Annotated in this window: 25 protein-coding genes; 10 read left to right on the top strand and 15 right to left on the bottom strand. The window is 68.5% G+C overall.

Annotated elements, in window-relative coordinates; translation table 11 throughout:
- Nucleotides 1-126 precede the first annotated feature (126 nt).
- Both A5787_RS11525 and greA read left to right on the top strand, forming a co-directional pair.
- Nucleotides 127-561: a DUF4307 domain-containing protein gene (locus tag A5787_RS11525; protein ID WP_066966210.1), complete on the top strand. Its 435-nt coding sequence runs from the start codon at nucleotides 127-129 to the stop codon at nucleotides 559-561.
- Between the two features lie 199 nt (nucleotides 562-760).
- Nucleotides 761-1,255: a transcription elongation factor GreA gene (gene greA / locus A5787_RS11530; RefSeq protein ID WP_066966213.1), complete on the top strand. Its 495-nt coding sequence runs from the start codon at nucleotides 761-763 to the stop codon at nucleotides 1,253-1,255.
- A gap of 8 nt (nucleotides 1,256-1,263) precedes the next feature.
- On the opposite strand, the gene A5787_RS11535 is transcribed toward greA, so the two are convergent.
- From A5787_RS11535 to A5787_RS11550, 4 genes are all read right to left on the bottom strand, one after another.
- Nucleotides 1,264-2,430 (bottom strand): cystathionine gamma-synthase, encoded by a 1,167-nt coding sequence (locus A5787_RS11535; protein ID WP_066966217.1) that lies wholly within the window; start codon nucleotides 2,428-2,430, stop codon nucleotides 1,264-1,266.
- 59 nt (nucleotides 2,431-2,489) lie between these two features.
- On the bottom strand, nucleotides 2,490-3,134 hold the full coding sequence (locus A5787_RS11540) for an RDD family protein (protein WP_066966221.1): 645 nt from the start codon (nucleotides 3,132-3,134) through the stop codon (nucleotides 2,490-2,492).
- Between the two features lie 106 nt (nucleotides 3,135-3,240).
- On the bottom strand, nucleotides 3,241-4,647 hold the full coding sequence (locus A5787_RS11545) for a cystathionine beta-synthase (protein ID WP_066966224.1): 1,407 nt from the start codon (nucleotides 4,645-4,647) through the stop codon (nucleotides 3,241-3,243).
- A 40-nt stretch (nucleotides 4,648-4,687) separates the two neighbouring features.
- Nucleotides 4,688-5,755, bottom strand: coding sequence for an alpha/beta hydrolase (locus A5787_RS11550; protein ID WP_066966227.1), 1,068 nt, complete (start codon nucleotides 5,753-5,755; stop codon nucleotides 4,688-4,690).
- Between the two features lie 243 nt (nucleotides 5,756-5,998).
- Here A5787_RS11550 and A5787_RS11555 point away from each other — a divergent pair, with 243 nt between their 5' ends.
- Both A5787_RS11555 and A5787_RS11560 read left to right on the top strand, forming a co-directional pair.
- A complete protein-coding gene (locus tag A5787_RS11555; RefSeq protein ID WP_369829108.1) occupies nucleotides 5,999-6,964 on the top strand; it encodes an SGNH/GDSL hydrolase family protein in 966 nt (321 codons plus the stop codon).
- Between the two features lie 73 nt (nucleotides 6,965-7,037).
- Nucleotides 7,038-8,255, top strand: coding sequence for an acetyl-CoA C-acetyltransferase (locus A5787_RS11560; RefSeq protein ID WP_066966232.1), 1,218 nt, complete (start codon nucleotides 7,038-7,040; stop codon nucleotides 8,253-8,255).
- A 199-nt stretch (nucleotides 8,256-8,454) separates the two neighbouring features.
- Here the strand turns inward: A5787_RS11560 and A5787_RS11565 are convergent, their stop codons facing one another.
- Entirely contained in the window at nucleotides 8,455-9,291 is an 837-nt protein-coding gene (locus A5787_RS11565) for a Bax inhibitor-1/YccA family protein (protein ID WP_066966234.1), read from the bottom strand.
- A gap of 242 nt (nucleotides 9,292-9,533) precedes the next feature.
- Between A5787_RS11565 and A5787_RS11570 the strand changes: the two genes are divergently transcribed.
- Genes A5787_RS11570 through A5787_RS11580 form a run of 3 tightly spaced genes read left to right on the top strand, consistent with a single transcriptional unit; the run spans nucleotide 9,534 to nucleotide 13,119 of the window.
- The gene (locus A5787_RS11570) at nucleotides 9,534-10,571 is read left to right on the top strand and encodes an enoyl-CoA hydratase/isomerase family protein (RefSeq protein ID WP_066966349.1); all 1,038 of its coding nucleotides are present in this window, start codon (nucleotides 9,534-9,536) and stop codon (nucleotides 10,569-10,571) included.
- Between the two features lie 13 nt (nucleotides 10,572-10,584).
- Nucleotides 10,585-11,364, top strand: a complete 780-nt coding sequence (locus A5787_RS11575) for an enoyl-CoA hydratase (protein WP_066966237.1) — start codon at nucleotides 10,585-10,587, stop codon at nucleotides 11,362-11,364.
- A 9-nt stretch (nucleotides 11,365-11,373) separates the two neighbouring features.
- Entirely contained in the window at nucleotides 11,374-13,119 is a 1,746-nt protein-coding gene (locus A5787_RS11580; protein WP_066966240.1) for an alpha/beta-hydrolase family protein, read from the top strand.
- Here the strand turns inward: A5787_RS11580 and A5787_RS11585 are convergent, their stop codons facing one another.
- Both A5787_RS11585 and A5787_RS11590 read right to left on the bottom strand, forming a co-directional pair.
- The gene (locus tag A5787_RS11585; RefSeq protein WP_066966242.1) at nucleotides 13,120-13,566 is read right to left on the bottom strand and encodes a rhodanese-like domain-containing protein; all 447 of its coding nucleotides are present in this window, start codon (nucleotides 13,564-13,566) and stop codon (nucleotides 13,120-13,122) included.
- On the bottom strand, nucleotides 13,566-14,147 hold the full coding sequence (locus A5787_RS11590; protein ID WP_082977174.1) for a cysteine dioxygenase family protein: 582 nt from the start codon (nucleotides 14,145-14,147) through the stop codon (nucleotides 13,566-13,568). The genes A5787_RS11585 and A5787_RS11590 overlap by 1 nt, the downstream gene beginning before the upstream one ends.
- 112 nt (nucleotides 14,148-14,259) lie before the next feature.
- Here A5787_RS11590 and A5787_RS11595 point away from each other — a divergent pair, with 112 nt between their 5' ends.
- Complete coding sequence (locus A5787_RS11595; RefSeq protein WP_066966249.1) at nucleotides 14,260-14,703, top strand: lipoprotein LpqV; 444 nt, start codon at nucleotides 14,260-14,262, stop codon at nucleotides 14,701-14,703.
- Between the two features lie 74 nt (nucleotides 14,704-14,777).
- Nucleotides 14,778-15,803 carry a patatin-like phospholipase family protein gene (locus A5787_RS11600; RefSeq protein WP_156763896.1) on the top strand — a complete coding sequence of 342 codons (1,026 nt, stop codon included), beginning with the start codon at nucleotides 14,778-14,780 and terminating at the stop codon, nucleotides 15,801-15,803.
- Between the two features lie 11 nt (nucleotides 15,804-15,814).
- Here the strand turns inward: A5787_RS11600 and A5787_RS11605 are convergent, their stop codons facing one another.
- The 8 genes from A5787_RS11605 to A5787_RS11640 form a co-directional block, all read right to left on the bottom strand.
- The gene (locus A5787_RS11605) at nucleotides 15,815-16,684 is read right to left on the bottom strand and encodes a patatin-like phospholipase family protein (protein ID WP_066966254.1); all 870 of its coding nucleotides are present in this window, start codon (nucleotides 16,682-16,684) and stop codon (nucleotides 15,815-15,817) included.
- Nucleotides 16,681-17,568 (bottom strand): class II glutamine amidotransferase, encoded by an 888-nt coding sequence (locus A5787_RS11610; RefSeq protein WP_066966258.1) that lies wholly within the window; start codon nucleotides 17,566-17,568, stop codon nucleotides 16,681-16,683. The genes A5787_RS11605 and A5787_RS11610 overlap by 4 nt, the downstream gene beginning before the upstream one ends.
- A gap of 100 nt (nucleotides 17,569-17,668) precedes the next feature.
- Nucleotides 17,669-18,724 (bottom strand): dihydrodipicolinate reductase, encoded by a 1,056-nt coding sequence (locus tag A5787_RS11615; protein ID WP_066966261.1) that lies wholly within the window; start codon nucleotides 18,722-18,724, stop codon nucleotides 17,669-17,671.
- 97 nt (nucleotides 18,725-18,821) lie between these two features.
- Nucleotides 18,822-20,450, bottom strand: coding sequence for a long-chain fatty acid--CoA ligase (locus A5787_RS11620; protein WP_066966264.1), 1,629 nt, complete (start codon nucleotides 20,448-20,450; stop codon nucleotides 18,822-18,824).
- Between the two features lie 141 nt (nucleotides 20,451-20,591).
- Complete coding sequence (locus A5787_RS11625) at nucleotides 20,592-21,689, bottom strand: YncE family protein (protein WP_066966352.1); 1,098 nt, start codon at nucleotides 21,687-21,689, stop codon at nucleotides 20,592-20,594.
- Nucleotides 21,690-22,088: 399 nt separating this feature from the next.
- Nucleotides 22,089-22,856, bottom strand: coding sequence for a DUF427 domain-containing protein (locus A5787_RS11630; protein WP_066966269.1), 768 nt, complete (start codon nucleotides 22,854-22,856; stop codon nucleotides 22,089-22,091).
- Nucleotides 22,853-23,128, bottom strand: a complete 276-nt coding sequence (locus A5787_RS11635) for a DUF6295 family protein (protein WP_066966355.1) — start codon at nucleotides 23,126-23,128, stop codon at nucleotides 22,853-22,855. The genes A5787_RS11630 and A5787_RS11635 overlap by 4 nt, the downstream gene beginning before the upstream one ends.
- A 12-nt stretch (nucleotides 23,129-23,140) precedes the next feature.
- Complete coding sequence (locus A5787_RS11640) at nucleotides 23,141-23,896, bottom strand: dienelactone hydrolase family protein (protein WP_066966271.1); 756 nt, start codon at nucleotides 23,894-23,896, stop codon at nucleotides 23,141-23,143.
- Between the two features lie 307 nt (nucleotides 23,897-24,203).
- On the opposite strand from A5787_RS11640, the gene A5787_RS11645 reads away from it, so the two are divergent.
- Nucleotides 24,204-25,394, top strand: a complete 1,191-nt coding sequence (locus A5787_RS11645) for a cytochrome P450 (protein WP_066966274.1) — start codon at nucleotides 24,204-24,206, stop codon at nucleotides 25,392-25,394.
- Nucleotides 25,395-25,432 lie beyond the last annotated feature (38 nt).

Raw genomic sequence — 25,432 nt, forward strand, 5'->3', positions numbered from 1 at the left:
CCGAGTCGGTTCGCTGGTCGCCCCTGACGGGCTATAAGAGCTAGAAGCGACCTTATAATTCCAGTTCCGATCGTTGCATCCTGTCGACCGGTGTCCGACAGCCCACTCACCCAGGCATACCCAGGCATGACCGAAACTCCCCTTCCGCGCCCCGAGGCCCGCTACGGCCGGTCGCGGCTGTCGCGCGTCTCCCGCCGCCGCGTGGTCATCGGGCTGGCGGTGCTGGTGGTCGGCGTCGGCATCGTCGTCGCGGTCGTCGGCTACCAGCGGCTCGGCACCAGCGCGGTGTCGGGGACGCTGGCCGGCTACCAGGTGGTCGACAACGAGACCGCGTCGGTAACGATCAGCGTGACCCGATCCGACCCGTCGCGGCCGGTGGACTGCATCGTGCGGGTCAAGGCCAAAGACGGCAGCGAGACGGGCCGGCGCGAGGTGCTGGTGCCGCCCTCCGAGGCGGCCACCGTACAGGTGACCACGACGGTGAAATCCGCCCAACCGCCGGTGATGGCCGACATCTACGGCTGCGGCGCCGACGTGCCCGGCTACCTGCGGGCGTCCTGACCGCACGACAAACGCGAACGGTGAATATCGAGTCATCATCTGTTTGCGCGGTGGTAACATGGATGAATGCACGGTTCCTGCTGGGACCGTGTATTGCTGCATTAATGGCCGTGAGAACGACGCGGCGGTAGCCCCAAGCAGCGGGCTTCACAGGCTTACGCGGTTACGCGGAACATACAGATACGAGGAGCACGACAAGATGACGGATACTCAGGTGACCTGGCTGACTCAGGAGTCACATGACCGACTGAAGGCCGAGCTCGACCAGTTGATCGCGAATCGTCCGGTCATCGCCGCGGAAATCAACGACCGCCGCGAGGAGGGTGACCTCCGCGAGAACGGCGGCTACCACGCCGCCCGCGAAGAGCAGGGCCAGCAGGAGGCCCGCATCCGCCAGCTGCAGGACCTGCTCAACAACGCCAAGGTCGGTGAAGCGCCCAAGCAGTCCGGCGTCGCGCTGCCCGGCTCGGTGGTCAAGGTCTACTACAACGGCGACAAGTCCGACAACGAGACGTTCTTGATCGCCACCCGCCAGGAGGGCGTGAACGAGGGCAAGCTCGAGGTTTACTCGCCGAACTCACCGCTGGGCGGCGCCCTGATCGACGCCAAGGTGGGCGAGACCCGCAGCTACACCGTGCCCAACGGCAACACCGTCAAGGTCACGCTGGTCAGCGCGGAGCCGTACCACTCCTAGCGATCGCGCTAGGTCAGGGCCTGCTCCAGGTCGGCAAGCAGGTCGGCGGCGTCCTCGATGCCGACGGAAAGCCGCACCAGGTCGTCGGGCACTTCCAGCTGCGAGCCGGCCGTCGATGCGTGCGTCATGGCGCTGGGCAGCTCGATCAGCGACTCGACCCCGCCCAGGGATTCGGCCAGGATGAACACCTGGGTGCGGGCGCACAGCTTCTCGGCGGCTCGCCGGCCGCCCCGCATGCGCATCGAGACCATGCCGCCGAAGCCGCGCATCTGCCGCGCCGCGATCTGGTGCCCGGGATGGCCGGGTAGGCCCGGGTACAGCACCGCGCTCACCGAAGGGTGTCCGGCGAGGAATTCCGCTACCGCCAAGGCGTTTTCGCTGTGCCGCTGCATCCGCAGCACCAGCGTCTTCAGGCCGCGCATCGTCAGGTAGGCGTCGAACGGACCGGGCACCGCGCCGGCCCCGTTCTGCAGGAACGCGAAGGCGTCGTCCAGGTCGTGGTCGTTGGTGATCAGCGCGCCGCCCACGACGTCGGAGTGGCCGCCGATGTATTTGGTGGTCGAGTGCAGCACGACGTCGGCGGCCAGCGTCAACGGCTGTTGCAGCGCCGGCGACGCGAAGGTGTTGTCCACCAGCACCTTCGCGGAGCTCTGGTGGCCGATGTCGGAGATGGCCGCGATGTCGGCGATGGTCAGCAGCGGATTGGTCGGCGTTTCCACCCAGATCAGCCGCGTCTGCGGGGTGATCGCGGCGCGGACGGCGTCGAGGTCGGACAGCGCCACCGGCGTGTACTGGACGTTCCACCGGGTGAACACCTTGTCGATCAGCCGGAACGTGCCGCCGTAGGCGTCGTCGGGGATCACGACGTGGTCGCCGGGCCGCAGCATCGCCCGCAACGCGCAGTCGGTGGCGGCCATGCCGGAACTGAACGCGCGCCCGAAGGCGCCCTCTTCGACGGCCGCCAGCGACGCCTCCAGCGCGGCCCGCGTCGGGTTGCCGGTGCGCGCGTATTCGAAGCCGCCGCGCAGACCGCCGACACCGTCCTGGGCAAACGTGCTGCTGGCGTAGATCGGGGCGTTCACCGCCCCCGTCGCGGGATCGGGCCGATACCCGGCGTGAATGGCTGTGGTGGCCAGCCCTTGGAACCGGTGGTGTCCGCTACGGTCCTCGCTCATCGACGATCAGCCTAGTGCCACCCTCCGGCGGGCCGACGTCGACCGAATGCCGTTCGCGATCAGGGCTGTTCGAGCGGCAGGCACACCGTCGTCATGATCTTGTCCGCCAGCGTTTGCCGCTTGGCGTCCCAGAGCGGAAACAGGTAACCGATGTAGCAGATGACCGAGTCGACGAAGTGCGCGAGCTGGCGCACGACTGACATCCCGAAGCCGATCGGTTGGCCGGTGACCTCGCTGACCACCTTGAACTTCATCACCGACTTGCCGATGCTCGAGCCGGTGGTGCCCTGGCGGTAGCCGTAGTTCCAGACCACGTAGGCCAGCGCCAGCAGGACGGTCAACCAGTACAGCAGCATGCCGATGCCGCTGGGCTGGCTGACGCAGTACTGGTTGACGCTGTACTGGTTGATGTCGCTGACGCACGACTGTTGCGTGGTGAGCGCCTGGATGAGCACGCCGATACCGACCAGTACGGCGGCCGGGATGTTGTCGATCAGGAATGCCAGGACCCGGGTCACCCACGGCGTGTAGGACTCCGTCGGCAGGGCGCGGATCGCCGGCCCCGGCGGAGGCGGCGCGTAGCCGCCCGATGGCGGGGGCGGCGGCGGGTAGGAGCCGCCGCCGGGCGGCGGTGGCGGAGATGCCGGGCCGCCGGGCCCAGGGGGTGGCTGATAAGACTCGCCGGACGACGGTTGATCGGTCATGGACAACCCTCCACTGAGTTAGCTGAACCAGGCCGCATTACAGTACCTGAGGGCGGCGCCCGCGAAGGGATTTAAGCGACATTTGCGCCGCCGCCGACGGGCTCCGCTAACGCCGCACCGTCGCCGCACGGGGCCCTTCCGACAGGAAGCCCAACAAGTCGTACCGGGTGATGACCCCGACCGGTTTGCCCTCCTCCACCACCATCAACGCGTCCCAGTCGCGCAACGCCTTGCCGGCCGCGCTGACCAATTCGCCGGCCCCGATCATCGGCAGCGGCGGGCTCATGTGCAGCGACACGGCGTCGGCCAGCTTCGCCCGGCCCTCGAAGACGGCCGACAGTAGCTCGCGTTCGGAAACGCTGCCGGCCACCTCGCCGGCCATCACCGGCGGCTCGGCGCCGACCACGGGCATCTGCGACACGCCGTACTCGCGCAGGATGCCGATGGCGTCGCGCACGGTCTCGGACGGGTGGGTGTGCACCAGGTCGGGCAGCGCGCCCGATTTGCGGCGCAGCACGTCGCCCACGCTGAACTCCTCCGTCGAACCGTCGAGGCGGGCCTGCAGGAATCCGTACGACGACATCCAGGCGTCGTTGAAGATCTTGGACATGTAGCCGCGCCCGCCGTCGGGCAGCAGGACCACGACCAGCGCGTCGGGCCCGGCTTCCTCGGCGACGCGGATCGCGGCGACGACCGCCATCCCGCACGACCCGCCGACGAGCATCGCCTCCTCGCGGGCCAGCCGCCGCGTCATGTTGAACGAGTCGGAGTCCGACACCGCGATGATCTGGTCGGGCACCGTGCGGTCGTAAGCCTGCGGCCAGAAGTCCTCGCCGACGCCCTCGACCAGGTAGGGGCGGCCGCTGCCGCCCGAGTACACCGAGCCTTCGGGGTCGGCGCCGATGATGCGGACCCGGCCGCCGGACACCTCCTTGAGGTAGCGGCCCGCACCGGTGATCGTGCCGCCGGTGCCGATGCCGGCGACGAAATGGGTGACCTTGCCGTCGGTATCGGCCCAAATCTCCGGGCCGGTGGTCGCGTAGTGGCTGGCCGGCCCCTCCGGGTTGGCGTACTGGTCGGGCTTCCAGGCACCGTCGATCTCCGTGACGAGCCGGTCGGAGACGCTGTAGTAGCTGTCCGGATGGTCGGGCGGCACGGCCGTCGGGCACACCACGACCTCCGCGCCGTAGGCGAGCAGCACGTTGCGCTTGTCCTCGCTGACCTTGTCGGGGCAGACGAACACGCACTTGTACCCGCGGTGCTGGGCGACCAGCGCGAGGCCGACACCGGTGTTGCCCGACGTCGGCTCGACGATGGTGCCTCCGGGCTTGAGCTGCCCGCTGGCCTCGGCGGCGTCGATCATCTTCACCGCGATCCGGTCCTTGGAGCTGCCACCGGGGTTGAGGTATTCGACCTTGGCCGCCACCGTGCCCGCGCCGTCGGGGACGACCGAGTTCAGCCGAACCAGCGGCGTCCCACCGATGAGGTCACTGATGTGCTGCGCGATCCGCATGCGTTCATCGTGTCAGGCGGATTCGGGCGGCGCACACTCGCTAGCCAGTGGCCTCGCGAATGTAGTCGCCGATCTGGCGCAGCGACCGGATCGCCTCGGGCACCAGCGGCGCGGCCAGCTGGAAGTCGTGCACCTGCCCGGGCCAGACGCGCACCTCGGCCGGCACGCCGACCGCCGCCAGCCGGGATGCCGCCAACTGCGCGTCGTGCAGCAACACTTCCGACCCGGAAACGTGGATGAGCGTCCGCGGCAGGCCGGGCTTGATGTGCTCGAGGGGCTCGTAAATCTCTTCGGGTTTGCCGTCCACGATGTTCTTTTCGGCCGCGCTAGCAACCAATTCGACGAGCGCGTCAAACGCGTTGGCGGGGAACATCGCGTCGCTCTTGATGTTGGGGTGGGCCTGCTTGCATTCCTTTGCCAGCTGCAGCAGTGGCGAGATCGCCACCAGCGCCGCCGGCTCCTCGCCCTCCTCCTGGAGGCGTTGCGCCAAGGCCAGTGCGAGGTAGCCGCCCGCGGAGTCACCGGCCAGCACGATCTGGTCCGGCTGGAAGCCGCGCTCGCGCAACCATCGGTAGGCATCGTGGCAGTCGTCCAACGCCATTCCGATCGAATGCTTGGGCAACAGCCGGTAGTTGACCACCAGTATGGGTGTGTCAGCAAACTCCGACAGGGCCTCGACGAGCCGGCCGTGGGAGTTTGCTCCACAGGTCAGGAAGGCGCCGCCGTGCAGATACACGACGACGCGGCGGGTGCCGTCGGCGGGCAGCACCCCGGGCGCGCGCACCAGCTGCGCCGAAGCATTGGGCAAGTTCACGGTCTCGCGGACGGTTGCGGACACCGGGAGCAGGACCCGAGCCGCGGCGTCGATGAGTCCCCACGGCCAGGGCCAGTTGGGGGCGTGGCTGCCGACGGCCAGAACCGGCCGGATCGTCAGGCGTGACGCGAAGTTGGCTACCCGTGCAGCAACGCTGGGCCCGGACTCGAGTACCTCGACCGGTGCGCCGTCGCTGATTGCAAATCTGCGTTCCTCAACTCTACGTCGCTTGAGGACCTCGTGTGGCCGAACGGTATTCCGGGGTGAGCCGGATACCTTGCTGGGTGCGGTCATGCTCAACACTTCCTACGCCGTTGTAGTGCGATACAGCATGTGACGAGGCAGCTAAGCGTCCGGTTCAGCCCGACTCCCAGGGCGTTCAGCCAACCCCTAAAAAGTAGCTTGACAGGCGTTACTGAGTAGAACGTTTGAAGAATCTGATTTGATACCACATTTGATTCACACCGTGACCGCATTGTTGACAACCCGCCCGCGCAAACCCCGGAGCGGATCTAAACTGATTTGGTGACCATCCGGGTGCCGCGTCGTTCGACGATCGCCCTGGCCACAGCGGGTGCGCTCGCCTCGACGGGTACGGCCTATCTGGGCGCACGCAACCTGCTCGTGGGCCAGGCGGCGCACACGCGCACCGTCATCCCGAAGGCCTGGGACATCCCGCCGCGCGCCGACGGTGTGTACAGCCCCGGCGGCGGGCGCGTGCAGCGGTGGCAGCGCGGCATGCCCGTCGACATGCATCTGATGATCTTCGGCGACTCCACCGCCACCGGGTACGGCTGCATGAGCGCCGCGGAAGTCCCCGGCGTGCTGATCGCGCGCGGGCTGGCCGAACGGACCGGCAACCCGGTGCGCCTGAGCACCAAGGCCATCGTCGGCGCCACGTCGAAGGGCGTGGCCGGTCAGGTCGATGCGATGTTCGTGGCCGGACCGCCGCCGGACGTGGCCGTGATGATGCTGGGGGCCAATGACGTCACCGCCCTCAACGGCATCAGCCAGTCGGCGCAGCGGCTGGCCCTGACCGTCCGCAAGCTGCGCTCCCGCGGGGCGGTCGTAGTCGTCGGCACCTGCCCGGACCTGGGCGTCGTCAGCGCCATCCCGCAACCGCTCCGCTCGCTGGCGCACGCGCGGACGACGCAGCTCGCCCGCGCCCAGACGGCCGCCGTCCGCGGGGCCGGCGGCGTGCCGGTTCCCATGGCGCAGCTGCTCGCACCCCGGTTCCGCACCCAGCGCGAGCAGATGTTCTCCGCCGACGGGTTCCACCCCTCGCCGACCGCCTATGCGCTGGCCGCCGAGGCGTTGCTCGTCGCGGTGTGCGATTCGCTGGGCATACCGGCCGCGAGCCCGGTGCCCGACGTCCCGGTGCCCGCGGGCACGCCGCTGCTGGGTCCGGCCCACACGCGGCTGAGCGTGATGTCGCGGCTGTGGCGGCGTCCGGTTTCGGGGTCGGCCGCCCCGTCCGCGTGGGCTCCGGTCGCCACCGACTAGATTTGTTCTGGCCCGCCGGGGTGAACTCACTCCCGCCTATGAAGCGAGCCCGCATCCGCTGGAAGGAACAGCCATGCCCGAAGCCGTCATCGTCTCTGCCGCGCGCTCGCCGATCGGCCGCGCCATGAAGGGGTCGCTGGTCAGCATGCGACCCGACGACCTCGCCGCCCAGCTGGTACGGGCGGCGCTCGACAAGGTGCCCGCGCTGAACCCGCACCAGATCGACGACCTGATCCTGGGCTGTGGCCTGCCCGGCGGCGAATCCGGCTTCAACATGGCCCGCGTCGTCGCCGTCGAGCTCGGCTATGACTTCCTGCCCGGCACCACCGTCAACCGGTACTGCTCGTCGTCGCTGCAGACCACGCGGATGGCGTTCCACGCGATCAAGGCGGGCGAGGGCGACGCGTTCATCTCCGCGGGCGTGGAGACCGTCTCCCGCTTCGGCAAGGGCAACTCCGACTCGTGGCCCGACACCAAGAATCCGCTGTTCGACGAGGCCCAGGAGCGTTCGGCGGCGGCCGCCGCGGGCGCCGACGAATGGCACGATCCCCGCGCCGACGGAAACCTGCCCGACGTGTACATCGCGATGGGGCAGACCGCGGAGAACGTCGCCATCATGACGGGCATCAGCCGCGAGGACCAGGACCGCTGGGGGGTGCGCAGCCAGAACCGGGCCGAGGAGGCGATCAAGAGCGGCTTCTTCGAGCGGGAGATCACCCCGGTGACCCTGCCCGACGGCACCACCGTCAGCACCGACGACGGCCCCCGCGCGGGCACCACCTACGAGAAGGTCTCCGAGCTCAAGCCGGTGTTCCGGCCCAACGGCACCATCACCGCGGGCAACGCCTGCCCGCTCAACGACGGCGCGGCGGCGCTGGTGATCACCAGCGACACCAAGGCCAAGGAGCTGGGCCTGACGCCGCTGGCCCGCATCGTGTCCACCGCCGTCAGCGGGCTGTCCCCGGAGATCATGGGCCTGGGCCCCATCGAGGCGTGCAAGAAGGCGCTGGCGCGGGCCGGCATGTCGATCGGCGACATCGACCTGTACGAGATCAACGAGGCCTTCGCAGTGCAGGTGCTGGGCTCGGCGCGCGAGCTCGGCATGGACGAGGACAAGCTGAACGTGTCCGGCGGAGCGATCGCGCTGGGTCACCCGTTCGGCATGACCGGAGCGCGCATCGCCACCACGCTGATCAACAACCTGCAGACGCAGGACAAGGCGCTCGGCCTGGAAAGCATGTGCGTCGGCGGCGGCCAGGGCATGGCGATGGTGATCGAGCGGCTGAGTTAGGCCGACTCGCGGATTGAGGGTGCGTCCCGGTGATCCGGTGTGCACCTAGGGCTTTGCGTGGGCGTTCAGGGCGGGAAAATCGCCGGGATGCCGCCGCCAGCTCACGCTCGAAGCCTTGAGCACACACTCAACGCCTCAGCGTTGCTCACTCGACGAGAAAGGCCGGCACCGCAGTGCCGGCCTTTGCCGTCGAAGCGAACTAGTCGTTCTGCAAATAACTGAGCAGGCGCAGGATCTCGAGGTACAGCCAGACCAGGGTCACCGTCAGGCCCAGCGCGATGCCCCACGCCGCCTTGTCCGGCGCGCCGGCGCGGATCATCTGGTCGGCCGCGTCGAAGTCGATCAGGAAGCTGAACGCCGCGATGGCGATGCACACCAGCGAGAAGATGATCGCGATCGGTCCGCCGCTGCGCAGGCCCAGGCCCGCGCCGCCGTTCACGTGGAACATCGCCAGCACGAAGTTGCCGAGCATCAGGAACAGCACCCCGAACAGGGCGGCGACCACCATCCGCGTGAACTTGGGCGTGACCCGGATGGCGCCGGTCTTGTAGACCACGAGCATCCCGAAGAACACGCCGAAGGTGCCCAGCACGGCCTCGCCGATCAGCGCGCCGGCATTGGCGTTGGAGACCTGGAAGTTGGCGAAGACGAACGAGACGGCACCGAGGAACAGCCCCTCAAGAACGGCGTAGCTGAGCACGATCGCGGGGTTGTCCTGCTTGCGACCGAAGGTCGCGATCAGCACCAGACCCAAGCCGCCGAGCGCGCCGATCAGGGTCAGCGGCATCGCCAGCGAGAGCTTGGACGCCACCAGGAAGTAGGACACGACGGCCGAGGCGGTCAGCACGGCCAGCGTCATGCCGGTCTTGGTGACGACGTCGTCGATGGTCAGCGGACGGGAAGCTTTGGTCTCCTGGTAGGGAACTGTGTAGGGGTCGGCCTGGTAGTAGCCTGGGGCCGCTCCAGTCCCGAATTGCGCGTATCCGCCCTGCTGCTTAGGCAGCGAGCGAAATACCGGGTTACTTGTCTCCCGCACCGTCGGATCCTCTCTATGGGTCTGTGGGTTCGAGCTGTGCGAACAACTGCTCAACGACCAGGTGGCCGCCCGGGTTCCCAGCGGACCTGCTGTTTCTCTAGGTTTCGGGACTTTTCCGGCCTCGTAACGAACTCTGCTGTTGTTGTCGTCCGGTCAAACATAAACCTTACCCGCGGGCATCGCTTCAGGCGTGACGATCTAGATTGCTGGTCGAGACCGGGCGGCGATGGGAGGCTGGCGCGTTGAGCGACGAATCAGATGAGGTTCTGACCCGGGTCGAAGGCGGAGTCGGACTGATCACGCTCAACCGCCCCAAGGCGATCAACTCGCTGAATCAACACATGGTGGACGCATTAAGCGCCGTGCTCACCCGTTGGGAAAACGACGACGCGGTGCGCGCGGTGGTGCTGGCGGGCACGGGCGACCGCGGCCTGTGCGCCGGCGGCGACGTGGTCGCGGTCTACCACAGCGCCCGCAAGGACGGCGTCGAGGTACGGAAGTTCTGGCGCGACGAGTATCTGCTCAACGGCCAGATCGGCAGGTTCGCCAAGCCGTACGTGTCGCTGATGGACGGCATCGTGATGGGCGGCGGGGTCGGCGTCAGCGCGCACGGCAGCGTGCGGGTGGTGACCGAAACCTCAAAGGTGGCCATGCCGGAAGTGGGCATCGGGTTCATCCCCGACGTCGGCGGAGCGTTTCTGCTTTCCCGGGCCCCGGGCGAGCTCGGGCTCCACGCCGCCCTGACCGGAGCCCCGTTCTCCGGATCCGACGCCATCGCCATGGGATTCGCCGACCACTACGTGCCACACGGCGAACTCGACGCGTTCATCGCGGCGACCGTGGCCGACGGCATCGACAGCGCGCTGGCCGCCCACGCCATCGAGCCACCCCCGAGTGAGCTTGCCGCGCAACGTGATTGGATCGACGAGTGCTTCGCCGGCGACACCATGGTGGACATCGTGGCCGCGCTGCGCGGTCACGATGCCGCACCGGCGAACGACGCCGCCAACCTGATCGCGACCCGCTCCCCCATCGCCGTGTCGGTGGCCCTGGAGGCTGTGCGCCGGGCCGCGAAGATGGACACGCTGGAAGATGTTCTGGTGCAGGACTATCGGGTGTCGAGCGCGTCCGCGCGCTCACACGACCTGGTGGAGGGCATCCGCGCGCAGATCATCGACAAAGATCGCAATCCGAAGTGGTCGCCGGCGACGCTGACCGAAATCACCGCGGCTGACGTCGAGGCGTATTTCGCACCGGTCGACGACGACCTGACTTTCTAGAAAGGCGGTTCGGGTGACCGACAACTACGAGACCATCCTGGTCGAGCGCGACCAGCGGGTCGGGATCATCACGCTGAACCGGCCCCAGGCGCTCAACGCGCTCAACAGCCAGGTGATGCGCGAAGTCACCAGCGCGGCAACCGAACTGGACAACGATCCAGGCATCGGGGCGATCGTCATCACGGGTTCGGCCAAGGCGTTCGCGGCCGGCGCCGACATCAAGGAAATGGTGGCCCTGACGTTCGCCGACGCGTTCGACGCCGACTTCTTCGCCGCCTGGGGCAAACTGGCCGCCGTCCGCACCCCCACGATCGCCGCGGTGGCCGGTCACGCGCTGGGCGGCGGCTGCGAACTGGCGATGATGTGCGACCTGCTGATCGCGGCCGACACCGCGAAGTTCGGCCAGCCCGAGATCAAACTCGGGGTGCTGCCCGGCATGGGCGGTTCGCAGCGGCTCACCCGCGCCATCGGCAAGGCCAAGGCCATGGACCTCATCCTGACCGGGCGCACCATCGACGCCGCGGAAGCCGAACGCAGCGGCCTGGTTTCGCGGGTGGTGCCGGCCGACGACCTGCTGACCGAGGCCAAGGCCGTCGCCACCACGATTTCGCAGATGTCGCGGTCGGCGGCGCGGATGGCCAAAGAAGCTGTCAACCGCGCCTTCGAATCCACACTGTCCGAAGGGCTTCTCTACGAACGCAGGCTATTCCATTCCACATTCGCGACCGAGGACCAGTCCGAGGGAATGGCGGCATTCATCGAGAAGCGGGCAGCAAAATTCACCCACCGATAGGACGCTTCGATGAGCGAGCCGAGTCCCACGACGACCGTCCCCGAGGACGAAGCCGCCCGCGACACCGAGCCCGAGGCCAAACCGGAGGCCCGCGAACCACGCTCGCCCAAAAGGCCTTGGTGGGTGCGCCATTACACGTTTATGGGCACCACGGTCGGGCTGATCTTCATCTGGTTTTCGATGACGCCGTCACTGCTGCCGCGCGCCGCGCTGTTCCAGGGGCTGGTCAGCGGCATCTCCGGCGCGATCGGCTACGGGTTCGGAGTGTTCGGCGTATGGCTGGTCCGCTTCATGCGCACCAAGAATTACAGCCCGCCAGCGCCACGCTGGGCGTGGATGGTGCTGATCCCGGTCGGCGCGGCCGGCATGGTGGTGATGGCGATTCGGTTCCACGTCTGGCAAGACCGCGTGCGCGACCTGATGGGCGTGCAGCACCTGAAGTGGTACGACTACCCGGTGGCTGCCGGCCTGTCGCTGGTGGTGCTGTTCACGCTGGTCGAAATCGGCCAGTTCATCCGGTGGCTGGTCCGTTTTCTGGTGGAGCAGCTGGATCGCATTGCGCCGTTTCGCCTTTCGGTGACCATCGTCATCGTCGTGCTCGTGGTGCTGACCATCACCCTGCTCAACGGCGTGGTGCTCAAGTTCGCCATGCGCACCATGAACGACACCTTCGCCTCGGCCAACAACGAGATGAGCCCCGACACCGCGGCCCCGAAAACGCCGCTGCGATCCGGCGGCCCGCAGTCGCTGGTGTCGTGGGAGTCGCTGGGCCACCAGGGCCGCATCTTCGTGCAAGCCGGCCCGAAGGTCGCCGAACTCGCCGCTTTCAACGGCACTCCGGCCACCGAACCGATCCGGGCCTACGCCGGGCTGAACTCCGCCGACGACATCACGGCGACCGCGGATCTGGCGGCGCGGGAGCTGCAGCGCACCGGCGGACTGCAACGCGCCGTCGTCGCGGTCGGGACCACCACGGGCACCGGCTGGATCAACGAGGCCGAGGCGGATGCGCTCGAGTACATGTACAACGGCAACACCGCGATCGTGAGCATGCAGTATTCCTTCTTGCCGAGTTGGCTTTCGTTCCTGGTGGACAAGGAGAATGCCCGCCACGCCGGCCAGGCGCTGTTCGAGGCGGTCGACAGATTGATTCGGCAAATGCCCGAGGCGCAACGCCCCAAGCTCGTCGTGTTCGGCGAGAGCCTGGGATCGTTCGGCGGCGAGGCGCCGTTCATGAGCCTGAACAATGTCCTGGCGCGCACCGATGGCGCGCTGTTCAGCGGACCGACCTTCCAGAACACCATCTGGACCGATTTGACCTCCGCCCGCGACGGCGGGTCGCCGGAGTGGTTGCCGATCTACAACGACGGTAGAAACGTCCGATTCGTCGCCCGCCCAAGCGATTTGCAGCGCCCCAACGCACCGTGGGACCACCCGCGGGTGGTCTATCTACAGCACGCCTCCGATCCGATCGCCTGGTGGACCCCCGACCTGCTATTCGCCAAACCGGACTGGCTGCGGGAAAAGCGGGGGTATGACGTACTGCCCGAAACCTATTGGATCCCGGTGGTGACCTTCCTTCAGGTCTCGGCCGACATGGCGGTGGCCGTGGACGTGCCCGACGGGCACGGCCATCACTACGTCGCCGACGCGGCCAACGGCTGGGCGGCGGTGCTGTCGCCGCCCGGTTGGACCGACGAAAAGACCGCCAAGCTGCGGCCGCTCCTCCATTCCGATGCCACCTCCACCGGGTAGCTAGAGCCAGCGGCGAACGGCCGTACCGGCGTCCACCGTCGCTGACCGGCGCGGGCCCACCGGCTCACCGGTGAGCTGGTCCAGCACACCGGAACTGGCCAGCGCCTGATAGCCGCCGATGACGTCGGTGGCGCGGTGCAGGCCGATGTCGAGCAGCGCGGCGGCCGCCAGGCTGGACGTGTAGCCCTCCGAGCAGACGATCACCCACTCGACGTCGTCGTCGACGGCCTCGGGCAACTTGGCGTCGCTGGTCGGGTCGCACCGCCATTCCAGGACGTTGCGTTCGATCACCAGCGCGCCCGGCAACTGGCCCTCGCGGAGCCGCTGGGCCTGCGGCCGGATGTCGACGAGCACGGCCTCGCGCCGGAGCGCCTCGGGCACCTCGGTGGCGCGAAGGCGGCGGAACCGGCGCCGGGCCGATCTCAGGACAACGTCGATGCGGCTCATCAGGATCCCTCCGGTTGATCGGTCAGTTCGGTGCGGTCGCGGCGCAACCGGTTGTGTTCGGTGACCTCGTAGTACGACATCGCGGTCAGCGGTGGCGAGTAGGCATGCACGCTCAGGGTCGGCTGCACGGCCGCGGGCGCCGCCTTCGTCGCCGGTTGCGGAACGGGCCTGGGCGCCCACACCACGTCGTGCACCCAGCCCAGCGGGAACCCGGCCTGATCGCCCGCGTCCAACCGGCGCCGCCGCAAACCCTTTCCGTCCCAGCGGAATTCGCTGAGTGAACCGGACAGCACGGTCAGCGCACCCAGCGACCCGCCGTGGTCGTGTAGCTCCGTGGCGTGACCGGGCACCCAGCTGATCAGCCAGATGTCCAGTTCCTCGTCGCCGTGAATGCGGGTGAACCAGCGCTTGGATTCCGGCACCCCGCCCCTGGGCAGCAGGTGGTCACAACGCCCGCTGAGGACATGGTCGGCGGCCTGGTCGGTGGCGTGCAGCAGGTCGGGCACCCGCAACCGGGTGGGTCCCGGTGCGGGTTTGAGGGGCGACGAGACGGCGGCAGGCGCCGCAAAAGAAACGGACATTCGAGGAGCTCCAGGGTCAACGGATAGGCAAGCGGCGGCGGGTCAGGGCCGACAACACTCGCAAAATCCGAAGCGCTCCATCACGGTCGCCAGTGTTGCATAGATTGGGACCGTGCGCCGTTGCCGTCATCGCCCCGGGCAGCGGACCGCGCTTGTCGTCGCGACGCTTCTCCTGGCGGTCACGGGGTGCGCGCACGGCGCGCCCGGCGGCACCGCGACGAGCCCGTCGGCGCGCCCGTCGAGCATCCCCCGCGGCCCGGCCTCGGCGCCGCCGGGCGCCATCGGGCTCACCCCGGGCGGGGTGACGACCAGGGTCGACGTCCCCGCGGATTCGACCGAGGAGGAGTACTTCCAGGCCTGTCACGCCGCAAAAGTCTGGATGGAAACCCAGCCCAGGACGGGTGCGTCGCTGCTCGAGCCGTACCTGGCGATGGTGCAGGCCTCGCCGTCGGGCACACCCGGCACCTGGGGCGCCCGATGGTCGGAGCTGACGCTGGCCAGGCAGGCGGCCGTGATCACCGCCGCGCGCGCGGCCGCCGGCGACGAATGCGGGTAGGCCGGGGCTTCGGGCAATTGTGATCACGCGTACGAAAAGTGCGGATTGCGGCTGCCGCCGCGCAGAATGAACGCATGCCGCGACGCTCATCACCCACTCGGGTGGCGCTGGCGCTGGGCAGCGGCGGCGCCCGCGGCTACGCCCACATCGGCGTGATCGAAGCGCTGCGGGCCCGCGGCTACGAGGTTGTCGGGATCGCCGGTTCCTCGATGGGCGCGATGGTCGGCGGTCTGCACGCGGCCGGGCGCCTCGACGAGTTCGCCGACTGGGCGAAGTCGCTGACGCAACGCACGATCCTGCGCCTGCTGGACCCGTCCATCAGTGCCGCCGGCGTGCTGCGGGCCGGGAAGATCCTGGACGCGGTGCGCGACATCCTCGGGCCGGTGTCCATCGAGGAACTCCCCATCCCCTACACCGCCGTCGCCACCGACCTGCTGGCCGGCAAGTCGGTGTGGTTTCAGCGCGGCCCCCTCGACGAGGCGATCCGCGCGTCCATCGCGATTCCCGGGGTGATCGCGCCGCACGCGTTCGACGGGCGCCTGCTGGCCGACGGCGGCATCCTCGACCCGCTGCCGATGGCGCCGATCGCCGCGGTAAACGCCGACCTGACCATCGCGGTCAGCCTCAGCGGCAGCGAGGCCGGCGGCATCGAAGACCACCGTGACGCGGAGCCGGGGGCTACCGTCGAGTGGCTGAACCGCATGGTGCGCAGCACGTCCGCGCTGCTGGACACCGCGGCGGCGCGGTCCCTGCTGGACCGGCCGACCGCGCGCGCGGTGCTCGGCCGGTTCGGGTCAGACGATGCGGAAGCCGAAGACGTCGGCCCCGACGACATCGCCGACCTTCCGGCGGTGCCCAAACTGGGCAGCTTCGAGGTGATGAACCGCACGATCGACATCGCCCAGTCCGCGCTGGCGCGCCACACGCTGGCGGCCTACCCGCCCGACCTGCTGATCGAGGTGCCGCGTTCGACGTGCCGGGGCCTGGAATTTCACCGGGCGGTGGAGGTCATCGCCGCGGGCCGGGCGCTGGCCGATGAGGCCCTCGACGGGCTGGAAGCCGAGCCGGAGCAGGCCGCGCCGCCCGCGCTCGACGGCTGATCGCGCCGGGGTCAGGCGCCCAGGAAGCGCGCGACGGCCCGGGCTTCGCGGCGGCCCTGTTCACGCCCGGCCATGGCCGAATCGATGCGGCAGCGCGGATCCAGGGGATTGGGTCCGAACGCCGCCAACGAGTCGGCGTCGGCGAACATCGCGAGCGCCGGGCCGGGGAACGCCGCGATCTCGGCGGCCGGCCCCGCGCCGAACGCCGCCGGCGCATCGGCGCCCGACGGGACCAGCACTACCGCCGCGGCGCAATCGCCGGCCACCGGCAGGTTGACCGAGCTGGCCACCCCGCCGTCCATGTAGCGCCGCCCCCCGATCGTCACCGGCGGCCACGCCCCCGGTACCGCGCAGCTGGCCGCCACCGCATCGACGAGCCCGGCACCCGACTCACGATCGAAGACCACCAGTTCGCCGGTGGCGACGTCGATCGCGGTGATCCGCAACGCCCGTTCCGGCCAGTCGTGGGACGGCAAGCGCTGGGCGATCACCCGGCGCCGGACGGACTCGGCAACCGTTTTGGTGGCCAGCGCCACGGCCCCGATCCGCCGCATCTGCTCCCGGGTCTTGTCCTGCGCCTCGTCGAACGGTTCGGCCAGGGCGGTCAGGAACACTTCGGTGATGTCGTCGATGTCGACGCCGGAATCGATCTCGGCCGATGACTCCGCCACTTGCCGGTCGTACAGGGCCTCCAGCGGGCAGCCGCTGCCGATCTGCGCGGCGACGGCCGAACCCGCCGAGGTCCCCACCAGCACATCCGAATCCAGCAGCGCCCGCGCCGCCGCGGGAGCCTCGTCGGCGATGCCGCGCAAAATTCCTGTCTCCCATGCGATTCCCGCTATCCCGCCACCGGCCAGCACGAGCGCGCGTCTGGTCGTCACGCCGAAAGGCCCGACGCCGACGTGTGCTGGGCCCGCTGGACGGGCTCGCTCAGGTCGGCCCGGCGGAGCGGATGCGCCGGCGGGTCGGGTAGCACCACGCTGCGGGTGATCTGCAGCCCGGCGTCGACGTGGACGAGCTCTCCGGGCTCGAGCGGCTGCCAGCGCGGATCGTCGTCCATCGGTTCGCTGGCGAACACCACCGAGGAGCGGGTGCACAGATGCTCGGACTGCGCGCGGATTCGGTGTGTGCGCAAGTCGAATTCGGGCGCGGCCGCCTCGTGCTGGTGGCGCCGATCCAGGACATAGAGCTCGTGGGTGTCCGGGTAACGCAGCGCCCACATCTCTGTGGCGGTGCTCAACAGAACGTTGACCGCGTAGATCGGCACCTTCGCCGCCAGCCAGCGCATGGCGTCGACCAGGCCGGCGGTCCCGTCGCCACCCCGTGCACGGATCGAGCCGGTGATCAACGCGAACACCCGCTCGGAATCGGTCTCGCCCAGGACCAGACCGTCGGTGCCGAGCTCGCGCAGCCGTTCGTCGATGTCATCCAGCCCCCCGACCACGCCGTTGTGCGCGAAGATCCGGCCGTCCTGCAAAAACGGGTGGGTGTTGCGGACATCGAGCGAACCCGTCGTCGCATAACGGACGTGGGCGATGAAGGTCGTGCCGGTCAGCTCGTGCGCCTCGGTGGCGAACCGGGTGTCGTGCCAGGCCGCAATCGGGTCCTTGTACAGCTGCGGCCGCCCGTCGCGGTCGAAGACGCCCAGCCCGCTGCCATCGGGGTTCCGGCGGCTCTGCTTGGACAGGCTGTCCGGGGCGTTGAGCAACCAAAAGGTCGCGGTGCAAACGTCCGTCCCGGAGTGCAAGCCAAAAAGTCGGCACATGATTCCGACCGTACCGAAGGCGGCTCGGCGGGGTCTCGCGACACATAACCAGTTGCGACGACACGCCGAAATGCGTCGCAACGGATTATGTCTCGCGGCACTACCGCGCCAGTCCGGGCGCGGCCCGGCCGGTGATCAGCGGGAGATCGAAAAAGCTCTGAATCCCGGCCGGCGCCGCGCAGGTGGCGGGCACCGCGTTGACGCAGTGCGCGGCGGTCGCGACGATCCCGGGATTGCTCTGCAGGCCGGCCGCCACGCTTTCCGGCTGCCACCCCTTGACCGTCACGAAGGTGTCCGGGTTGCCGCGCACCTCGATCTCGTAGCGCTCCCCCGCCGGCCCGAACGACCAAGGCGGGTCGAGGTTTTCGGAGCCCATCAGCCAGTTCACGGTGATCCGCACCACCACCGCGTCGCCCACCAGCGCCTCCCAGTGGAAGCGGCGACCGGCGACCTGGCCGGGCTCGATCGCCCCGATGGGCGAGTCGATCGGCGCGGTCGCGACGGCCACCTCCTGCGACGACCGGATCGGGCCGGCGGCGAAGCCCAGCTGGTCGACGCAGAGCCGGACCGACTGCGCGAAGCCGCCGTCGAGCAGCTTTTGCATCGGCCCGGTGAGCGCGCTGTCGGGCGTGCCGCCGAAGCCCATCACGTAACGCAACACATCCGGTGCCCCATAGGTGCGCAGGTCGGAAAACTCTTCGGCGAGAACGAAAGTCACGCCAGTCGACATCACCGACAGCAGCAGCGGAAACAGCTCGGTGGCCGCACCGGGCCCGATCCCGGCGCCGTGCAGCGTCGCATTGCCGGCCTGCGCGGCGACTTCCAGTGGGGCGCCCTCCTTTTCGCTCGGGTAGAACCACCCGAGCGGGGTCACCACGTTCTTGCCCGAGCTCAGCAGCGCGGCCACTTCCTCGACGCTGGGCAGCAAGGGCGCGTAGATCACCGCGTCGGCGTCCAGCGCGAGCACGTCGTGGATGCTGTTCGTCGCCATGACGCCCAGCGGTGGCGTGCCGATGATCTCGCCGACGTCCTTGCCGGCCTTGGTCGCCGAATGCACCCAGCAGCCGACGAGTTCGAGCTCGGGATGTTCCAACACGCCCTTGATAGCCGCGGTGCCGACCGATCCGGTCGCCCACTGAACGACGCGCAGGCCCATGTGCGCACCTCACCTTCCCAGTCGCGAGCAGACAGAGAATCGCACGTTTGGATGCGGAATTACGCGATTCTGCGTCTGCTCGCGCATCAGCGCCCTCTCAGTCGCGGGCCTCGACCACCCAATAACCGTGCTCGGCGTATCGCGCCCGAATCGCCTTCTTGTCGTACTTGCCCACGCTGGTGCGCGGAATCTCGTCGACGAATGTCCATCGCTCGGGCAGCCACCACCGGGCCACCTTGTCCGCGAGGAACTTTCGCAGATCTTCGGCGCCCAGCGACGAGTGCTTGGCGACGATGACCGCCAGCGGTCGTTCCTGCCACCGCTCGTCGGGCACCCCGACGACGGCGGCCTCGAGCACCTGGGGGTGCCCGATGAGGCAATTCTCCAGCTCGACCGACGAGATCCATTCCCCACCGGACTTGATGACGTCCTTGGCGCGGTCGGTCAGGGTGACGAAGCCGCGGTCGTCGATGCGGCCGACGTCGCCGGTGCGCAGCCAACCGGAGTCGAACTTGGAGTCGTCATGGCCGAGGTAGTAGGAGCCGGCGATCCACGGGCCGCGGACCTCCACCTCGCCGACGGCCTCGCCGTCGTTGGGCAGCGCCGCGCCCTCGTCGTCGACGATCCGCATCTCCACGCCGCCCACCGGCTGGCCCTGCGTCGCGCGGTACGCCCAGTGCCGATCCTCGGGGGTTCCCGGCGGCGGCCAGGCCATCGTGGCCATCGGCGATGTTTCGGTCATGCCCCAGAGCTGACGGATCTGGACACCATGCTTTTCCTCGAACGTGCGCATCAGCGACACCGGAACGGCCGAGCCGCCGCAGACCACCAGGCGCAGCGACGACATGTCGTGCTCGGGGTCGTCCTCCAGGCGGTGCAGGACGTCGTTCCAGATAGTGGGCACCGCGCCGGCCACCGTGGGCCGCAGCTTTTCCACCATACCGATCAGCGCGGGGGCGTCGAGATGACGATCGGGGAGCACCAGGTCGGCGCCGGCCAGCAGCGCCGCGTACGGCAGCCCCCACGCGTTGGCGTGGAACATCGGCACGACCGGCAGCACGCTGTCGATGGCCCCGACCCCGATGCCGTTGGTGGTACACGCCGCCATGGCATGCAGGTAGCTCGAACGATGGCTGTAGACAACGCCTTTCGGGTTGCCGGTGGTGCCGCTGGTGTAGCACATCGCGGCCGCGGACCTCTCGTCGACCTCCGGCCACTCGAAGTCGGGTGATTCGGCGTCAATCAACTCGGCATAGCTCAGCACGGTCTTGCCGGATTCCTGCAGCGGCGTGGGGTCGCCCTCGCCGACCAGGATCACCGTCTGCACGGTCTCGAGTTCGCCGAGCACCGGGGCGAGCAGTTTGACCAGCGACGCGTCGATCAGCACCACCCGGTCCTCGGCCTCGTTGGCCACGTAGGCGATCTGCTCGGGGAACAGGCGGATGTTGAGGGTGTGCAGGACGGCACCCATCGACGGCACCGCGAGGTAGGCCGCCAGGTGTTCGGCGTTGTTCCACATGAACGTCGCGACGCGCTGATCCCCGGTAATGCCGAGGCGGCGCAACGCGTTTGCCAACTGGGCGGCCTGTTGGCCCAGCTCGCGGTGGGTGATGCGGCGGTAGCCATCGCCGGTGGCGGTGGTGACCGTGCGCGCTCCGTGGACGCCGCAGCCGTGCCGCATGATCGCGGCGATCGTCAACGGATAGTCCTGCATCGTGCTGTCCATCGAGGTACCGCCTCACTCTCTCGGCGCGACACCGCCACCTGTGCGGTCGGGCGAATGCTATCGCCGCACACGGCTATGAGAAAACGGGTTCCCCCGACAATGTGCGTTTTAAGCGCGAGTCGTCGGGTTTGCGGCGCAGCGTCAGGCCAGGGCCGGCTCCCAGTCCGGCAACTCGGGCACGACCCACTCGGTCGGGGTCTCGTTGTCGTGCACCGACGTCTCGATGCCCAGGGCGACGATCGAGGCGACCGGCGCCACGGTGACGATGCCGGCATAGTCGGCGATGTACAGGTATTTCGCGTCGGCGCTTTCGACCACGCACGACGGCTGGTGGGCGACCCCGATGGTGCCGATGACGTCGTGCGTGAGCGTGCACAACACGGTGATGCCGTCGTCGCTGACCAGGTAGGCGCGGTCGCCGTCGCCGCTGAGCGTCAAGCCCGTCAGAATGCCGATCTCGCCGATCTTGCGCGTACCGGTGACCTTGGCGGTGCGGGTGTCGACGACGTCGATCACCGCGCCCAACTCGGGAGCGCAGCTGGCCACGTACGCCAGCGCGCCGTTGGGGCTGAGCGCGACGTCGCGGATGGTCAGGCCGATCTCGACGGTGCCCAGAACGCGCGACCGGGACGGCGTGCGCGTGTCGATCACGACGAGCTGACCGCCGGCGGGTCCGTTCGTGGCGACGTGCAGCCGGCCCCCGTCGGCGCTGGCCCGCACGCATTCGGTTGTGGTTCCGGGCCGGTTCGCCCACGCGAGCTCCGCCACGCGCCCGGTCTTGGCGTCCAGGACGGCGATACCCGCGCCGCCGGCGCCGTTTCGGCTCGCGTAGACGTGGGTGCCGTCGGGGCTAACCACCAGGTCGCTCACGCTGTCCGCCAGCGGATGTGTCGCGACGACGGTGTTGGTCGGCACGTCGATGACGCCGATCGAGTCGTACGCCGGTGTCACGGTGGTGACGTAGGCGCGGTCGGTGTTGTGGCCGGCCACGGCCAGCGCGAAGGGCTCTGGCAGGTCCGCGATGGTCTGCACGACGCGGCAGGTGTCGGTGTCGATGACCGAGACGCTGTCGGCGGCGTGGTTGGCCACCAGCAGTCGGGTGCCGTCGGGGCTGGCGGCGATGCCGCTGATCGGACCTTGCTGCACGGCGACCTCGACGACGATCGGGAACCCGGCCGCCGCTCCCAACTCGATGACGCCGCCGTCTCCGGCCTCATGTCGGTGGTTCACTGCGAGCATGCTGGTACCGCCTTTGCTGTCTTCGTAGTACGTCCGGTTCCCTCGGTGGGCGCCGCGCGCCTGCACGAACCGGACCCCACCACCCGTAGAGGGCTGCTTTCGTCAAATTTTACCGAGCGAATTTCGCGCACAAAGAATTCGAGATCGGTGCTGTCAGACAGGTCACACCAGCCACTCGATGCACACTTAGAAATTTATTATCGAGGACACCGGCGGCCGTTTGGGGGCGAACCGAATTCCGGGAATTACCTGCGCTTTCAGTGGCTCGGCTAACAGACGGCGCCTGCCCCTGGCGAGCCCGGCAAATAAGACTCTCTTATAATTCGGGCCGAAAGAGGTAAAAGTCACATTTTGCAGACTCCGGCGCGCCGATTGCGAAATTAATTTGCTCGCCGCGTGCTAGCTGAACTGGGTCCGGGGCCGGGACAGCGCCACACCGTCGACGCTGATATCGAGTTTCTCGTTGTAGAAGGCCACCAGGCCGGCGATCTGCCCGACCGCGGGCAGCGGGTAGTGGTAGGTCCACGCCAGGTCCGGATGCGTGGTGCCGCCGGCCCGCACCGACCAGTAGCCCGATGTCACCCCCTTGTACGGGCATAGCGTCCGGGTGCAGCTGGGTTCCAGGTGCTCGAACGCGATGTCGGTCGGATCGATGTAATACCTTGTGGGCAAACCCGTTTCGAATAGGAGCACCGGAGATCCGGTGTCGGCGAGGACGATTCCGTCGAGCTCGACGCGGACATGGCGGTGGGAGCGCAGCGCGTCGACCCGCGAATACGGGTTGCGGGGGTGGCCGTAGATCGGCTCGTCCTCCTCGAACCACCGCAGCGGATCCCAGTCGAAGCGCACGGTGCCCGCTACCGGCCCGTCACCGGCGTCGAACACCCGCGCCGCCGAGAGATGGGTCCGGCCGGCACCGACCAGCGAGTGCAGCCGCGACGGACCAAGCTGCACCTGCTGCGGGTGGTCCTCGTCGACGAGGAACTCCGTGCGCACATCGCCCAGCGGGATGTAATACGCCGGGTAGTAAGGCAATTCCCACACGTACCGCGCGGCGGTGGTGTCGAAAACCAGCTCGTGGCCGAGATAGCCGCGAACGCGGCGCGGCGCGGGCTCGACGCGTCCGCGGGCGGCGGCCATTTGAGGGTAGTCGGGTTGGGTGGTCATGCCTGGTCCCCGGAAGCCAGCCCGGCCGGGGCGTTGGCGATCGCTCGATAGATGGCGTCGGCGAGCGCCAGCGCGCTCTCCTCGGTGAGCTCGAGGGCGACCCGCGCCGACGGGCCCAGGCCGGGATTGATCACGTCGATGTTGACCGTGTGGCCGTACGGCGCGTGCACGGGGTGGTCGACGTACACGGTGGCGGCGCTGGCGCCGAACCACCCCGTCGCCCCCTTGCCGCTGCCGACGATCTGCACGTGTTCGGTGAGGTATGTGCACATGTCTTGGCGCACCTAGCCTTTCAAGTGGGTCGCGAAGAAGTCCTCGATGCGGCGCCAGCCGTCCATCGCCGCATTGGGCCGGTACGCCGGCCGGTCGACGGAGAAGAACGAGTGGCCCGCGCCTTCATACGAGTGAAACTCGTGTGGTTTGTCGAACTTGGTCAGCTCGGCGTCCAGGGCCGCCACCGCAGGGGGCGCGGGGAACCTGTCGTCGGCCCCGAACAGTCCCAGCAGCGGGCAGCTCAGGTTCGACGCCAGGTGCAGGATCGGTTGCATCGCCTTGGGCATGCCCTCCGGCAGGTCCTCGACGATGAACGCGCCGTAGCAGTCCACCACGGCGTCGAACGGCAGCGAGCACGCCGCCAAAAACGCGTGCCGACCGCCCGAGCAGTGCCCGATGACCCCGAACTTCCCGTTCGCGCCGGGCAGCGAACGCAGGTGCTCGACCGCGCCCGCGACGTCGCCGACCAGTCGTTCGTCGGGGACCCCGCCGGCGGCGCGCACCGTCGCCGCGGCATCGTCGGGCGCGGCACCCGGGGCCTCGCGCGAATACAGGTTGGGGGCCACCGCGTGGTAGCCGTTGACCGCGAGCCGGCGGACGAATTCCTTGGTTTCCCGGTCGTAACCGGGCATGTGGTGAATCCATACGATTCCGCCGCGCGGTCCCTCGGCGAGCGGGGTCGCCCGGTAGGCCTCGATCTCGTCGCCGCCGTGGCCGGCGATCGTGACCGTCTCCGCGCGGATGGCGTCAGGACTGGGCGCGTTCATCGCTGCTCCTCTTGGCGGGGTGCGGTCCGACCAAACCAACGTAGCCCAACGACACCCGGGTCGGTTTGTCTTGCCGCCGCACAACGCGACAATGAAGCACGGTTGACTGACGATATGTTCGTATGTGACGATATCGTCAGTAAGAAAGGGTTGGCCATGGCATGAGCATGATCGACGAACCTGGCACATCGCGACCACACCGACTGCACCGAGCATGGCTGCTGCAGCGCGCCGTCGCCGCAGCGCTGTGTGATGCGCTGCGCGGCAATATTTTCCGTGGGCTCCAGCGCCAAGTTGGGCCGACTTGATGCGGAACGGCCCCCGCAACGTCGCGAGCTACGGTCCAAACATCTACGCCAAGTCGGCAGTGGTCGACCCGTACCCGCACTACCGCCGGCTCCGCCGGCTCGGACCGGTGGTGTGGCTGAGCCGGCAGGGCGTCTACGCGCTGCCCCGCTATGCCGAGTGCAAAGCAACGCTGCGGGATGACGCGACGTTCATCTCGGGCAACGGCGTGGCACTCAATCCGATCAGCAATCGGCTGTCGCGAGGCACGACGCTCAACAGCGACGGCGTGGAGCACGACCGGCGACGCAAACTGGTTGCGCACCGGCTACTTCCGCGAGCGTTGCGCGACCTCGCCGACACCATCGATGATCAAGCAGCCGCCATCGTCGACACCGCCGCGCGCCGCCGCACGGTTGACGCGGTCGCCGACCTCGCCTCGGCATTGCCGCTGGCCGTGGTGCCCGATCTGGTCGGATGGCCCCGTGACGAGCGGGGACTGCTGATCGACTGGGGCGGGGCCACATTCGACATGCTGGGCCCGCTGAATCGGCAAGCCCTCATGTCCTTCCCGCGCAGCCTGCAGATGTTGCGATTCGCTCGCCGCGTCGTCCGCCGCCGCACCGTGCTCGAGGGCAGCATCGTCGACGAGTTGCTCGCCGCGGTCGACGCAGGGACCGTGAGCCGCGAGCAGTGCACGGCGCTGATGATCGACTACATCGCGCCGTCACTCGACACCACCATCAGCGCCATCTCAAACGCCGTGTCCCTGTTCGCCAGTCACCCCGAGCAGTGGCAACTCCTCAAGAACGACCCAGGTCTGATTCCCAACGCGGTCAACGAGATCGTGCGCTACGAATCGCCGCTGCGCGCGTTTGCCCGGCTGGTCCGGCATGACACCGAGATCGCCGGTGCCGCCATTCCGGCGGGCGCGCGCGTCCTCGTCATGTACGCCTCGGCCAACCGCGACGAACGCGAATGGAAAGACCCGGACGCCTTCGACATTCGCCGCGACGCGGGACGACACCTCGGCTTCGGCAACGGCGCGCATGCGTGTGCCGGCCAGGCCCTGGCCCGCCGGGAGACGGCCGCCATGTTGCGCGCGCTGATCGATCGCGTCGACCGCATCCACGTCAGCGGCCCACCTACCTGGGCCGAAAACAACATCATCCGCCGGCATCAATCGCTTCCGGTCACCCTCGAATCGGCGTGAGGATTCAGCGACTGCTCCGCAAGCTTGGCCATTGAAGG

Origin of the sequence: Mycobacterium sp. 852002-50816_SCH5313054-b (assembly GCF_001667185.1) — a bacterium.
Lineage (GTDB): Bacteria > Actinomycetota > Actinomycetes > Mycobacteriales > Mycobacteriaceae > Mycobacterium.

Excerpts from the sequence above, each read along its gene's own strand:
- A5787_RS11615 (WP_066966261.1), bottom strand. The coding sequence starts at position 18,724 with ATGGGCCTGCGCGTCGTTCAGTGGGCGACCGGATCGGTCGGCACCGCG.
- A5787_RS11610 (WP_066966258.1), bottom strand. The coding sequence starts at position 17,568 with ATGTGCCGACTTTTTGGCTTGCACTCCGGGACGGACGTTTGCACCGCG.
- A5787_RS11635 (WP_066966355.1), bottom strand. The coding sequence starts at position 23,128 with ATGTGCACATACCTCACCGAACACGTGCAGATCGTCGGCAGCGGCAAG.
- A5787_RS11620 (WP_066966264.1), bottom strand. The coding sequence starts at position 20,450 with ATGGACAGCACGATGCAGGACTATCCGTTGACGATCGCCGCGATCATG.
- A5787_RS11640 (WP_066966271.1), bottom strand. The coding sequence starts at position 23,896 with ATGAACGCGCCCAGTCCTGACGCCATCCGCGCGGAGACGGTCACGATC.
- greA (WP_066966213.1), top strand. The coding sequence starts at position 761 with ATGACGGATACTCAGGTGACCTGGCTGACTCAGGAGTCACATGACCGA.
- A5787_RS11625 (WP_066966352.1), bottom strand. The coding sequence starts at position 21,689 with ATGCTCGCAGTGAACCACCGACATGAGGCCGGAGACGGCGGCGTCATC.
- A5787_RS11645 (WP_066966274.1), top strand. The coding sequence starts at position 24,204 with ATGCGGAACGGCCCCCGCAACGTCGCGAGCTACGGTCCAAACATCTAC.
- A5787_RS11550 (WP_066966227.1), bottom strand. The coding sequence starts at position 5,755 with ATGACCGCACCCAGCAAGGTATCCGGCTCACCCCGGAATACCGTTCGG.
- A5787_RS11540 (WP_066966221.1), bottom strand. The coding sequence starts at position 3,134 with ATGACCGATCAACCGTCGTCCGGCGAGTCTTATCAGCCACCCCCTGGG.
- A5787_RS11545 (WP_066966224.1), bottom strand. The coding sequence starts at position 4,647 with ATGCGGATCGCGCAGCACATCAGTGACCTCATCGGTGGGACGCCGCTG.
- A5787_RS11535 (WP_066966217.1), bottom strand. The coding sequence starts at position 2,430 with ATGAGCGAGGACCGTAGCGGACACCACCGGTTCCAAGGGCTGGCCACC.
- A5787_RS11525 (WP_066966210.1), top strand. The coding sequence starts at position 127 with ATGACCGAAACTCCCCTTCCGCGCCCCGAGGCCCGCTACGGCCGGTCG.
- A5787_RS11590 (WP_082977174.1), bottom strand. The coding sequence starts at position 14,147 with ATGTCCGTTTCTTTTGCGGCGCCTGCCGCCGTCTCGTCGCCCCTCAAA.
- A5787_RS11600 (WP_156763896.1), top strand. The coding sequence starts at position 14,778 with ATGCCGCGACGCTCATCACCCACTCGGGTGGCGCTGGCGCTGGGCAGC.
- A5787_RS11560 (WP_066966232.1), top strand. The coding sequence starts at position 7,038 with ATGCCCGAAGCCGTCATCGTCTCTGCCGCGCGCTCGCCGATCGGCCGC.
- A5787_RS11580 (WP_066966240.1), top strand. The coding sequence starts at position 11,374 with ATGAGCGAGCCGAGTCCCACGACGACCGTCCCCGAGGACGAAGCCGCC.
- A5787_RS11630 (WP_066966269.1), bottom strand. The coding sequence starts at position 22,856 with ATGACCACCCAACCCGACTACCCTCAAATGGCCGCCGCCCGCGGACGC.
- A5787_RS11585 (WP_066966242.1), bottom strand. The coding sequence starts at position 13,566 with ATGAGCCGCATCGACGTTGTCCTGAGATCGGCCCGGCGCCGGTTCCGC.